This is a genomic window from Mesorhizobium sp. B2-5-11 (assembly GCF_006440835.1).
Lineage (GTDB): Bacteria > Pseudomonadota > Alphaproteobacteria > Rhizobiales > Rhizobiaceae > Mesorhizobium.
In genome coordinates this window covers 70646-81942 of sequence record NZ_VFUK01000014.1, presented here as the reverse complement: position 1 = coordinate 81942, position 11297 = coordinate 70646, and the positions used below count along the sequence as shown (strand labels likewise).

12 protein-coding genes are annotated in these 11297 nt (G+C 59.8%); 1 reads left to right on the top strand and 11 read right to left on the bottom strand.

What is annotated here, in order from left to right:
- Positions 1 to 10: 10 nt before the first annotated feature.
- From FJ490_RS28890 to FJ490_RS28860, 7 genes are all read right to left on the bottom strand, one after another.
- Positions 11 to 1186: an efflux RND transporter periplasmic adaptor subunit gene (locus FJ490_RS28890; protein WP_086081372.1), complete on the bottom strand. Its 1176-nt coding sequence runs from the start codon at positions 1184 to 1186 to the stop codon at positions 11 to 13.
- Between the two features lie 138 nt (positions 1187 to 1324).
- A complete protein-coding gene (locus FJ490_RS28885) occupies positions 1325 to 2062 on the bottom strand; it encodes a sulfotransferase (protein ID WP_064993564.1) in 738 nt (245 codons plus the stop codon).
- Between the two features lie 116 nt (positions 2063 to 2178).
- The gene (locus tag FJ490_RS28880) at positions 2179 to 2967 is read right to left on the bottom strand and encodes an ABC transporter permease (protein WP_064993578.1); all 789 of its coding nucleotides are present in this window, start codon (positions 2965 to 2967) and stop codon (positions 2179 to 2181) included.
- Positions 2968 to 2970: 3 nt separating this feature from the next.
- A complete protein-coding gene (gene nodI, locus FJ490_RS28875) occupies positions 2971 to 3885 on the bottom strand; it encodes a nodulation factor ABC transporter ATP-binding protein NodI (RefSeq protein WP_064993563.1) in 915 nt (304 codons plus the stop codon).
- 222 nt (positions 3886 to 4107) lie between these two features.
- Positions 4108 to 5460 carry a chitooligosaccharide synthase NodC gene (gene nodC, locus FJ490_RS28870; protein ID WP_064993562.1) on the bottom strand — a complete coding sequence of 451 codons (1353 nt, stop codon included), beginning with the start codon at positions 5458 to 5460 and terminating at the stop codon, positions 4108 to 4110.
- A 14-nt stretch (positions 5461 to 5474) separates the two neighbouring features.
- Complete coding sequence (gene nodB, locus FJ490_RS28865) at positions 5475 to 6116, bottom strand: chitooligosaccharide deacetylase NodB (RefSeq protein ID WP_064993561.1); 642 nt, start codon at positions 6114 to 6116, stop codon at positions 5475 to 5477.
- Positions 6113 to 6703 carry a NodA family N-acyltransferase gene (locus FJ490_RS28860; protein ID WP_064993560.1) on the bottom strand — a complete coding sequence of 197 codons (591 nt, stop codon included), beginning with the start codon at positions 6701 to 6703 and terminating at the stop codon, positions 6113 to 6115. Before FJ490_RS28860 ends, nodB begins: the two co-directional genes overlap by 4 nt.
- Positions 6704 to 7002: 299 nt before the next feature.
- On the opposite strand from FJ490_RS28860, the gene FJ490_RS28855 reads away from it, so the two are divergent.
- Complete coding sequence (locus tag FJ490_RS28855; RefSeq protein WP_064993559.1) at positions 7003 to 7986, top strand: LysR family transcriptional regulator; 984 nt, start codon at positions 7003 to 7005, stop codon at positions 7984 to 7986.
- Here the strand turns inward: FJ490_RS28855 and FJ490_RS32880 are convergent.
- The 4 genes from FJ490_RS32880 to FJ490_RS28835 form a co-directional block, all read right to left on the bottom strand.
- Positions 7974 to 8471 (bottom strand): hypothetical protein, encoded by a 498-nt coding sequence (locus FJ490_RS32880; RefSeq protein WP_064993558.1) that lies wholly within the window; start codon positions 8469 to 8471, stop codon positions 7974 to 7976. The two genes, FJ490_RS28855 and FJ490_RS32880, sit on opposite strands and share 13 nt — an antisense overlap.
- A 234-nt stretch (positions 8472 to 8705) precedes the next feature.
- Positions 8706 to 9443, bottom strand: coding sequence for a 3-oxoacyl-[acyl-carrier-protein] reductase (gene fabG, locus FJ490_RS28845; protein WP_064993557.1), 738 nt, complete (start codon positions 9441 to 9443; stop codon positions 8706 to 8708).
- A 285-nt stretch (positions 9444 to 9728) separates the two neighbouring features.
- Positions 9729 to 10937, bottom strand: a complete 1209-nt coding sequence (locus FJ490_RS28840) for a beta-ketoacyl-[acyl-carrier-protein] synthase family protein (RefSeq protein ID WP_064993556.1) — start codon at positions 10935 to 10937, stop codon at positions 9729 to 9731.
- On the bottom strand, positions 10938 to 11219 hold the full coding sequence (locus tag FJ490_RS28835) for an acyl carrier protein (protein ID WP_064993555.1): 282 nt from the start codon (positions 11217 to 11219) through the stop codon (positions 10938 to 10940).
- Positions 11220 to 11297: the final 78 nt, after the last annotated feature.

Below are 11297 nucleotides of genomic sequence, written 5' to 3'. Positions count from 1 at the left end.
GTACCCCATGCTACTGCGTGCCGGCGGTCGCTTCGCCCAGCAGTTTCTGGATGGTTGCCTGGTCGGCTTCGACCGGCTTGACCTCATCGCCTTCCTTCACCAGTTCCTGGCCGGCAACGATGATGCGCGCATCGGCAGGGATGCCGCCAAGCACCAAGCCGGTCGGCGTGTCGTCGACGAGGTCGATGGGGAAGAACGCAACCTTGTTGTCCTTGCCGACGGCACGGATGCCGAGGTCGCCCTTGTCGCCGAGCGTCACCACCGAGCGCGGCAGCAGCACCGCATCGGTCGGCAGCGCGCTGAGTGCGATTTCCGCCGTCATGCCGGCCGGCACGGAGCCGTCGGCATTGGGGACGGCAACCTCGACGCGGAAGGTGCGGGTCGCCGAAGAGGCGTCGCGGCTGATGTAGCGCACGGTGCCTTCGACGGTCTGGCCGCTGACCAGCCGTATGGTGGCCTTGTCCCCGAGTTTCAGGTAGCCGAGATCGCGCTCGCTGACTTCGCCGCGGGCAATCACCGGATCGAGCTTGAGGATGGTTGCCACCTCGCCGCCCTGCATGATGGAACTGCCAAGTTCCACCGGCACCCGGTCGATAACGCCGTCGAAGGGCGCCTTCACCTCGTTGCGGTCAAGTTCGGCCTGTGCCGTTTCCAGTTGCGACTGCGCCGAGGTCAGGTTCGAGCGCGCGGTGTCGAGCTGCAGCTTCGGCAGATTGCCGGTCTTCATCAGCCGCAAGGCTGCGTCCAACTCGGCCTGGCGCTGCACCACCAACTGCTTTGCATTGTCGACCATCGAGATCTTTTCTTCCGCCGCAAGCATCAGCACCAGATCCCCCGTCTTGACGTGATCGCCTTGCTTGACAGGCAGCTTGTCGATGACACCGGCGACGCGCGTCGCCAGCACCGCCCGCTTGTCGGCTTCGGTCAGCCCGGAAATGCGGATGGCGCGTGCATAGGTCTTGCGTGGCGGCGTCACCACCGCAACGGTGCGCAGCGGTGCCTTCGGCTCGGCTTCAGCCGTCTTCGGCTTGGCCGCGTCCGGCGCCTTGGCCTGTTCGGCTTCGGCTGCCTTGGCTTTGTTGGCGGCTACGCTGCCGACCGACGAAAACTCGCCTGTCGCCATCCACGCCGCGAAACCAATGAGCACAACAATGGCTGCAAGCTTGTGAAACCTGATGTTGGGCATCGTCATTTTTCCACCGCGGGTTCACCTCTGTATGAGGCAAGCGGTCCTCGTTGATGCCGGAGAAGCCAACCCAGGGAAGCGACCACGATCAGATGGCACAGAAGCTAGGCTGCGACCGTGAACCGAGAACGGCGCCAGTCAGAGAGTCCCCGCTTCAAAGAACCGGGCGTAAGGTCCATCCGCGAAGTGGAGCTGCAACTCATCAAAATTCTGCACGGTCTGGTCTAGCGCTCGCGTTTCCTGGCGCTGAAGGTTGGCTGGATCAGATAGCTCGATGGTCGGCGCGCCCAGGAAATCCCAAACCTTTCCTAAGCAAGCAGCGGGCTCGTGAAGGAGGCTCTCGTATTCCACTACGAGCAGCTGGCTCGACGTGAAGGAGTGCTCAATGCGCGCGTGGAAATCGTCCGCGGCTTTGAAGTAAGCCTCACAGTCAGCGATTGACAATCGGACGCGCGGTGGCCGAGCGGCGTCCGAACTGAATTTCAGCCATTGCCCGCTTTGTCTTGCCTGTGCAAAGGACCGTAGCGATTCTAATATATTTCGAGTTACGAGAATGACTTTGAGGGCTGGCCAACGAGTCAGTTCGGCAAAAAAAGCTGGGCGTTCGCGAAATTGGGGTTCATTGATCTTGCAGCCGACATGCGTCACTTTCTTGTAGTCTGGCGTGGGATAGCGCAAGTAGGCTTGTTCGAGGAGCTCACGATCGGTGCGTAGCAGGCGATCCTTCCCGGGCCAATTGGCATCATACTCATTGAGCAGCTCACCGTTGCTTAGTACCGTCGGATGCTCGTTTAGCAATTCCTCGAGATAGTGTGTGCCAGTCCTTGGCATCGCAAGGATCACAAAAGGCTGAGGCGTAGGCGTGGGGTGAGTCATTGCTATGTGTTTCCAGCTAGTAGCGGTCGCGAGGGTTTAGGGCAGACCAGGGCACAACAAGCTCGGCTGCTATGTCTTGAACTGGACTCAATCCTCTCGTGCCGGTCGCAGCAGCATCAACGCATCAGACGTCGACGAAACAGCGCAGCAGAGAGGAAAAACGGCAATACGGCGTACATACAAAGTGCGCCGATATGCAGCCCGACGTTGTCTGCCAAATGGCCGAGCATTACCGGACGGATCAGGTCGATAGAGTTCGCCAGCGGGGAGAAGGCCGCGACGCGCTGAAAGGCGCCTGGCAGTTGGCCGACTGGAAAGACCGCACCAGACAGGAACAGCATGGGTGTGATGACGAGCGTCTGATAGAATATAAAATAGTGGTAGCTGGGCGCGAGCGCGATGACGACCATTGCGAGGCTGGCAAAGGCAAAGCCGGTGAGAGCGACCACCGGCAGCACATAGGGCACGGACGTCCACGCCGCATAGCCCAGCGTAGCAGCAACAATGGTAATTGCCGTGCCTGCGAGAAAGGCCTTGGTGGCTGCCCACGCCAATTCACCGAGAACGATGTCGCCCAGCGTGAGTTGTGTATGCAGGATTGCTTCCCAGGTGCCCAGGTCGCGCATGCGACTGAAAACCGCGTATATTGTTTCGAAGGTCGATGCGGTCATCGCGCCTGTCGCGACCATCCCGGCTGCCAAGAAGGCAATATACGAGGCGCCTTCAACCTGACCCACCATTAGGCCAAGACCAGTACCGAGCCCGAAAAGGTAAATTAAAGGATCGGCGAGAGTACCGAGAAGAGACGCAAATGCGACCTTCTTCCACGCCAGATAGTTGCGGCGCCACACCGCAATCCAGTTCCACGCGTTGGCGGGCAGTGCCGCCGCAAGATCTTCACGCATCATTCACTTCTCCATCTCGCGTCCGGTTAGCCGCAAGAAGACGTCCTCCAGACTTGGTGGGCGCTCCAGAATCCGCAGACCTGCGCGCCCGCGAAGCTGGCCACGCACCTGCTCTGGATCGGGCGCATAGCAAAAGAGTGTCTCGCCGCTTACCTCAATGCGCTGAACGTACGGCTTGATTAGCGAAGTCAGCTCCTGCGGATTGCCGCCAAAGATCTCGATCACATTGCATCCAATATGTTCGTCTATCAACGCATGAGGGCTGCCCTCGGCAATCTTGCGTCCCCGCTCCAGTACACACAGCCGATCGCATAGCCGCTCAGCCTCTTCCATGAAGTGGGTGGTCAAAATGATTGTCTTTCCGCTCGCCAGCAGAAAACGGAGCCGCTCCCAGATCAGGTGGCGGGCGTGCGGGTCGAGGCCGGTAGTTGGCTCGTCCATTATAAGAAGTTGTGGGTCGTTGATCAGCGCGCGTGCCAACGTTAGACGCCGCTTCATGCCGCCTGACAGCTGGCCGACACGTGAGTCCGCCTTGCTCTCAAGGCGGGCAAACTCGAGGAGAGATGGAACGACCTCTTGAATCTTCCGTGTGCTCATGCCGAAGTATCGCCCGAACACCACCAGGTTCTCGCGGACCGTGAATTCCAGGTCCAGGTTGTCGAACTGCGGAACGACACCTATGCCCTTGCGGGCCAAGCGACTTCGAGCCGGCACCGGCACCCCGAGCACCGTGATCTTACCGGAGTCAGGCCGGGTCATGCCGAGGAGCATGCGGGCAATGGTGCTCTTGCCTGCACCGTTCGGCCCCAGCAGGCCGAAGCACTCTCCCGTCCCCACAGTGAAGGACAACCCTTTCACAACGAGTTTGCTGCCAAATGACTTGGTTACCTGGTCAAGGTCGATTGCTACATTGGACATACGTCTATCTCAGGCTGAAAACAGGCCAATCGGCCGGCCGGCAGCTTACTTTCGAGGTTCTGGTCCAGAGCAGCTGGTACCTGTGCTGGTCCTTGAGGAATGAGAGAAAGCGATTGTAGCAGCCGCGCAAAAAAGGGTCGAAGGCTACAGTCGCTTTCGGCTGGTTCTCGGTCTGATCGTTGATGTATGCCTAAGCTCACGACGTATTCTCTACCCAAGTGCTCAGTCGGAGCTGTGAAGAACGCCAGGCTCAACCAGCTGTGCAGAATCGCGCGAACGATCAGTACGATTCGAGCCGGCAATTCCCGGACTGCCTGTACCATTTGCCCTGGTGATCGGGTTTGCGACGATGATCGGCTTCTTGCTCCCATGGGGCTGGATGGCATTTTTGCGCGACAGCCAATCACTGTTGCTCAAGGTGCACAACGCATAAGCTTTCAAGGGAAGTAGGAGAAAGATGTTGATGAACGTGTGCAGAGAAAAGCCGAAGAACCGGACTTGGCGTGCACGCAAAGCTATCACGGTGCATCGAATGATCGTCATGCCGGCAATGATGATTGCCGTTGGCCAAGGCACCGTATTTGCCAATGCGAGCTCTGCGAGCCCGGCGAGTACAGCGACCGCGAGCAACAATGGACCGAGATTCTGTCCAATCACGTCCAACGTGAGGTAGCGATCGAGGCCCGGCAACAGGCGCAGTGCCAGCAGCGTGTCGCGGAAAGTGCTTCGTGCCCAGCGTAGTTGTTGGCGCAGATAGGGTCCCATCTTGTCCGGAACGACTGTCGCCGCGATGGCGTCCGGAACGTACTCGGTCCGAAAGCCTGCTTTCAGCATCAGGATGGTAAGATGGCGGTCCTCGCCGAAGTCGCTAGGTTTGCCCCTAAACAGCTGAGTTTCGTATTGATCCAGCAGCGACATCAGACAAGAGCGGCGGTACATTGCACAGGGGCCGCAACAGCACATGACCGCACCAAAGCGGGCCTGCGCTGCCCGTTCCTCGTTGCAAGCGAGCCAGTACTCCATGTCAATTAACCGGGTCAACCAAGTGTCGCTCCGGTTGGATGCCGTCAGCTGGCCCATGGCGGCGCCGATCGCTGGATCCCGCATCCTTGCGGTAAGTTTCGCGATCACGTCGGGCTCGAGAGTCGTGTCAGAGTCGACGCTGAGCACGAAATCTCCAGACGAACCACGGATCGCGGCGATCTGTGCTTTACGTTTGCCGACGTTGTGGGGGAGCTGAATAAAGGTGAATCTGGGGTCGTCTACGTAGGCGTGATGCACCGGCATGAGGGCGTTGCGATTTCCAGAACCGTCATCAACCACATAGACGTGCAGCTTTCCGGCGTATTCCTGGTTTGCAACCGAAGCCAGACAGGCCGAAAGTGTGCGCGGCTCCTCGTTGTAGCAGGGGATAATGACATCCACGCTCGGCCAAAGGTCGAAGGCGAGCAAGTCGTCCGAGCTTGAGGCAACGTGTCCCGGCTGCGCATAAACCGCTTGCATGCCTTTATAAACGGTCGAGAGCAGCGCGTAACACGAAACGGCGACGGTACTGGCTGTGGTAAGCGGGTCCATAGGATCTCGTTTGTTCAATGATGTTGAGGAAGGGGTCGGACTGTGAATCCGCGGTCGTGCAGCGCTGGGATCAGGCGGGACAGCGCCATAACGGTCTGGTCGCGTGGATTCCTTCGAGAGCAGTCACACCCGTCGTGAAGGAGCACAATCGCGCCCGGGCGGACCCCGGCGAGAACTGCATCGACAATCAAGTCCGCGCCGGGGCGAGACCAGTCTCGCGGATCGACTGACCAATGCAGGGGTGCCAATCCAGTGCTCGCCGAGACTTTGAGAGCTTCTTCGGTCCAGCTCCCATAGGGCGCACGAAAGTACCGCAGCGCAGCTTGGGGGCACGCCATCCTGATGGCGCTGTTCGCCTCAACTATTTCACGTTCAACTTCGCCGGGTTCGCATCTGGACAGGTCGCGATGAGTCATCGTGTGATTGGCCACTTCATGCCCATCCGCAATAATTCGCCGGACAAGCTCCGGCCGGTCTACAGCCGCGTCACCGATCAGGAAGAATGTCGCCGGTGTCCGGTGTTGCGCCAGCACGTCGAGGACCTCCGGTGTCCAAACGGGATCGGGACCGTCGTCAAACGTGAGATAGACGCTGCGCTCTTGGGTGCCGTCTGCGCAGTGACTGGACATTTCACATATGCGGTCCAGATGTTTCATAGCTCCGGACCGTTCCGCTCGATGAAGGTGCCGGACGGCCACTCGTCAATCGACCGCCCAATCGGCGAGACAAAGAGGAGATCGTCCTCCAAGCGCGTGGGCGGCAGGTCGGGATGCATGTCTGCCAGGGTCGAGCGGATGCGAACGTCCGGCACAATCTTCCCAAGCCCCACCTTGCAGAGCCTCTGGATGTGATTTCGCATTTCGTGCCGAACCTGGCCGAAAGCGAATGGAACGCCCATCTGCTGCAGCGCCGGATACAGACTGCGCAGGGACAAGCTGATGCCGAGGCCCTCAAGATCCCTACGCACCCCGTACAATCCGAGTTCGGCCACCAGCACGTCGATTTCGCCAACTTTGATGAACCGGCGCAGTAGACCGAGATGTGCCGCTACACCGTGCGTGTCCCTACCAATTGCGCGGAACTCTGGCCTCGCGCCGAACCAACTGCGGCCGCCTTCGAATCGCATTGCGGAGAAGGTGCCAGTCCCTCCATAGGTTTTGTGCAAGAAGTCTGACAGCTCGACATGCTCATGCAGTTGCAACTCGTTTTCCCAACACAACCTCCACTGCACTTCAGAGCGCATGGAAAGACCTCTGTCCGTTCCTGTTTTCCTGAGGTAAGCGCCTAATGACGGGGAGCTTGTCGCGTCGAGCCGGCGCGATATGGCTTTCGCAGGTCACCGGTGAACTTTAGCCGCACTGGACATGCGATCCGGTCGACACCGGAAGGCGTACGCCAGAAATGCTGTCCGGCACCCACGCAAGCATCAAGTTCCTTTAGGGCTTGCTTACATCTCTTGTGAGGTCCCTATGCGACGTTCAGCAAAACTGGTAAAATCGTTTGTTTCGATGAAAGGTATCCACTCTATGGATAGCCGCACGCATGCGTTTCAAGGGGCTTGATCTCAACCTTCTCGTTGTGCTGGACGCATTGCTGGCCGAGCGCACTCTCTCGGCGGCGGCACGCCGCATAAACCTAAGCCAGCCGGCCATGAGTGCGGCTGTCGCCCGGCTGCGCGACTTTTTCGGTGATGAACTGTTCAGTATGAACGGTCGAGAGCGCATCCTGACCGCACGAGCGATTGCACTTGCCCCCGCAGTCCGCGACGCTCTCCTGCGTATCCAGTCCTCGATTATTTCTTCGGATCCGTTTGACCCGGCTCGATCCGATCGACGCTTTAGGATCATTATTTCCGATTTCGCCACGCTCGTTTTTTTTGAAAAAGTCGTGGAGCGTGTCGCTCGTGAAGCCCCCGCCGTCACGTTCGAATTGCTGCCACTCGATGACTACCCAGACGAGCTCCTCCGGCGCGGCGACATCGACTTTGTAATTCTTCCGAATATGTTCATGTCGGGCGCGTTTCCAAGCGTGGCGCTTTTCGATGAGAAGCTGGTATGCGTGGGCTGTGCCGCCAACAAGCAGCTGCCACGGCAGCTTACATTTGAGAGATACCTGTCGATGAGGCACGTCTGCGTCAGGTTCGGACGTTGGCGCAAGCCCTCTATCGAGGAACTGTTCTTGCTCGAGCACGGCCTAAAAAGACGTGTCGAAGTCGAGGTGCAGGGCTTCAGCATGGTGCCGCCAATGGTGTCCGGCACAGCTCGTATTTCGTCCGTGCCCTTCCGGCTGGTTAAGCACTTCGAAAGAACGTTCCCCCTTAAGGTCGTCGAACTTCCACTGCCGCTTCCCGTTTTCACCGAAGCCGTCCAATGGCTGGCCAACCACAACGGTGATCCAGCCAGCATCTGGATGCGGGAGATAATGGTGCAGGAAGCATCCCGACTTGCTACTCCTGCGAATCCACGCGAGGCCCCCAGCGCTCCTGGATTTGTGTCGGCCGTTACCGCCCACACTCATGTTGCCTGAGGCGACAGATCGTCAGCTGATCGGCAGGTGTTGCGCTTGCAGACTGTGAGACGCCCGGAGCGAGGAGCGGAGCTCGAAGTGCATGTCTCTGGTCGGTACCTCATCCGGTTCGCATCTTGGCTGGCCTTGGTCTGAGGCCCATCGTGGGTTATGCCAGGGTTGCGGTCGATGCTCGCTTCGAAGCTCTGGTTGGAGTTGTCCTGCCATACGCTTGGGTGCAGAAGAAGTTCTCGATCAGATGACGCTTCCAGATCGAGAGGCGGCGGCAAGGCGCGCCTCGGATCGTGCTGGATTGCGATCCTGGCGCCGCGCTCGTTCAGATCGGCAATGATGGTGTTGATGTTGAACCCCGTGTCGGCGATCGGATCGCCGAAGGCGACGCCCTCGATGCGCGGGCGAAACCCCGTATCGAAGCGGCCTCCTGACGGGGGACGAAGCACACAAGTGCCGAGCGGATCGGTGAGCGCAAGGATCTTGGTCGCCATGACGACCCTGGAAAGGCCTGCGCCTGGCTTTGAGACCCCTGTTGCGCTTCCGCGGCACGCGTATCAAACTCATCGCACGGCCATGGGTGCAGCCGTGGCCGGGCTGCGGGATGAACCGTTTACGACAAGCGCCGCGGACGTTTGATCCGCATGCAGCAGCACATGCCCTGCAAACCCCGGCGGTGAGACCTGTCGCGCGATGCCTACGACAAGGTAGGCTCCGGTTACCCGTGCTCAGATCATGGCCATGCCGCCATTGACGTGGACGGTCTGGCCGCTGACGTAGGCTGCTTCATCGGAGGCGAGGTAGGCAACCGCGGACGCGACTTCAGCGCTGGTGCCCATCCGCCGGGTCGGGATCGCCGCCATAATCGCCTCTTTCTGCTTGTCGTTGAGCTTGTCGGTCATGGCCGATTCGATGAAGCCCGGGGCGACGCAGTTGACGGTGATGTTGCGGGTGGCGATCTCCTGCGCCAGAGACTTGGAGAAACCGATCATGCCGGCCTTGGAAGCTGAGTAGTTGGTCTGGCCCGAATTACCGGTGATACCCGAAACTGAAGTGATGTTGATGATGCGGCCGTGGCGGCGGCGCATCATCGGGTGGGTCAGTTCCCGGGTCAGCCGGAAAACGGCGGTCAGGTTGACCTCGAGCACTGAGTCCCAATCGGCGTCCGACATGCGCACGAACAGGCCGTCCTTGGTGATGCCGGCATTGTTGACCAGGATGTCAACCCCTTCGAGATCGGCCTCCGTCTTCTGGCCAAGCGCCTTGACCTCGTCGCGGTTCGACAGGTTGGCCGGAAACAGCTTGACCCGGTCGCCCAGTTCGTTGGCCAGCGTCTCCAGCTTTTCGATGCGCGTACCATGCAGGCCGACAATGGCGCCCTGCGCATGCAGTATCCTGGCTATCGCCTCGCCGATGCCTCCCGATGCCCCGGTGACGAGCGCCTTGCGGCCCTTCAATTCGAACATATCTTGTCCTCTTCTCTTCAGGCCGGCGAATTCGGTTTCGCCTGCCGGAAGTCTCGGCTCGATGGATGGCTTCCTGGGCGCTCCCGATCCGCGGCGACGTAATATTTTATCCAGCCAAACGGCCTTGGTGAGTTCACGCACCAATTGGGTTGCGGCGGCATCGGCCGCACGACCAGACGCGGCTCGACCGATCTGACCACCTGGAGCTGACTGGTGGACACTGGGAGAGCGTTCAGACTGTCTAGCAAGGCTCGCGGAAGGACTTTGCGGCGACATGGACGCTCACTATACGTGCTTGAACGCTAGAACTGCGTTCGTGCCCCCCATGGCAAACGCGTTGCTCATGGCCACACGCACCTTACGCTCGCGCGGCACGTTGGGCGTGACATCGAGATCGCAATCGGGGTCTGGCTCGCGATAGTTGGCGGTCGGAGGTACCACGCCCTCCTGAATCGCCATCACACAGGCGATCATTTCAATCGCGCTGGCTGCACCTAGGCAGTGACCGTGGGTGGATTTGGTGGAAGAGACGGACATCGAATGAGCATGCTCACCGAAGACTCGCTTGATCGCCGCCGTTTCGATTTGATCGTTGGCCTTGGTGCCGGTGCCGTGCGCGTTCAGGTACTCGACGTCCTCTGGATTCAGTTTCGCATCGGCAAGGCAGGCGCGCATCGCGCCTTCCGGCCCGTGAACTGCCGGCGCGGCGATGTGGGAGGCATCGGCAGACAGACCGATGCCCGCGACCTCGGCAAGAATCTTTGCACCCCGGGCGGTAGCATGCTCATAGCTTTCCAGTACGGCCATGCCCGCACCTTCGCCCAGCACCACTCCCTTCCGGTCCGCGGAGAAGGGCCGGCAAGTGTCCGGAGCGAGCACGCGCATGGCTTCCCATGCCTTCATCATCATGTACACGAACGCCGCGTCGCTGCCTCCCGCAAGCATCACGTCGGCCCGGCCATACTTGATCTGGTCTACGGCCGAGGCAATCGCATGATTGCCCGATGCACAGGCGGTGGTGACGGCGAAGACCGGCCCGCGAAGGCCGAGGCTCATGCTGACCTGGCACGCAGCCGCGCTCGGCATCGCCTTTACTCCCGAGAACAGTTCAACGCGGGACGCTCCCCCCAAAAGGACGTCGCGGTAGCCTTTCTCGGTCGCATCGAAGCCGCCGAAGCCGGCACCCACTATTGCGCCAAAGCGATGGGCATTGCCTTCATCGCAGGAGAGTCCGGACTGTCGCATGGCTTCGCGTGCTGCAAGCACGGCAAGCAGGCTGAAACGTCCCATGGAGAGCAGCTGCCGAGGCTCAATGTCGTGCTCAGGCAGCGTCTTGATCTCGGCGCCGATCGCGCCCTCCAGTCCGTGAAGCTGTGCATTGACAATGGGACCGATGGCCGATCGGCCCTCGCGCATGCCTTTCCAGATGGACCCGACATCGGTGCCCAGCCCGCACAGCCCGCCCAGTCCAGTGATGACGACCCGGCGATCCATTCAAGCCGCCTTGTTGAGCAAGCCGCGGATGGCTTCCACCATGTCCCCGACAGTTTGGAGATCAGACCACGCATCGGCCGAGTTCATCTCGATCTTGATGCCGTACGCCTGCTCGAGATCCCAGAGCACGTCCGCCAACCCCAGTGAATCGATCCCGAGCGCAGTCACTTCGTTCGCAGTGGTTATTTCGCCGACGGATGCTGCAGTCGTTCCCTCGGCGTTCTCCGATTCGATGCGCTTCCTGATTATCTCAATGACTTCCGTTATAAGTTGATCAGACATTTGTCTCTTTCCATTTCAGCTTGTTTTTACGTGGCGCGACATAACTCCTTGAGCCGCGCGCATCGGGGAACCAGCCAT

Coding starts and splice junctions, on each gene's coding strand:
- FJ490_RS28890 (WP_086081372.1), bottom strand. CDS start 1,186: ATGCCCAACATCAGGTTTCACAAGCTTGCAGCCATTGTTGTGCTCATT.
- FJ490_RS28885 (WP_064993564.1), bottom strand. CDS start 2,062: ATGACTCACCCCACGCCTACGCCTCAGCCTTTTGTGATCCTTGCGATG.
- FJ490_RS28880 (WP_064993578.1), bottom strand. CDS start 2,967: ATGCGTGAAGATCTTGCGGCGGCACTGCCCGCCAACGCGTGGAACTGG.
- nodI (WP_064993563.1), bottom strand. CDS start 3,885: ATGTCCAATGTAGCAATCGACCTTGACCAGGTAACCAAGTCATTTGGC.
- nodC (WP_064993562.1), bottom strand. CDS start 5,460: ATGGACCCGCTTACCACAGCCAGTACCGTCGCCGTTTCGTGTTACGCG.
- nodB (WP_064993561.1), bottom strand. CDS start 6,116: ATGAAACATCTGGACCGCATATGTGAAATGTCCAGTCACTGCGCAGAC.
- FJ490_RS28860 (WP_064993560.1), bottom strand. CDS start 6,703: ATGCGCTCTGAAGTGCAGTGGAGGTTGTGTTGGGAAAACGAGTTGCAA.
- FJ490_RS28855 (WP_064993559.1), top strand. CDS start 7,003: ATGCGTTTCAAGGGGCTTGATCTCAACCTTCTCGTTGTGCTGGACGCA.
- FJ490_RS32880 (WP_064993558.1), bottom strand. CDS start 8,471: ATGGCGACCAAGATCCTTGCGCTCACCGATCCGCTCGGCACTTGTGTG.
- fabG (WP_064993557.1), bottom strand. CDS start 9,443: ATGTTCGAATTGAAGGGCCGCAAGGCGCTCGTCACCGGGGCATCGGGA.
- FJ490_RS28840 (WP_064993556.1), bottom strand. CDS start 10,937: ATGGATCGCCGGGTCGTCATCACTGGACTGGGCGGGCTGTGCGGGCTG.
- FJ490_RS28835 (WP_064993555.1), bottom strand. CDS start 11,219: ATGTCTGATCAACTTATAACGGAAGTCATTGAGATAATCAGGAAGCGC.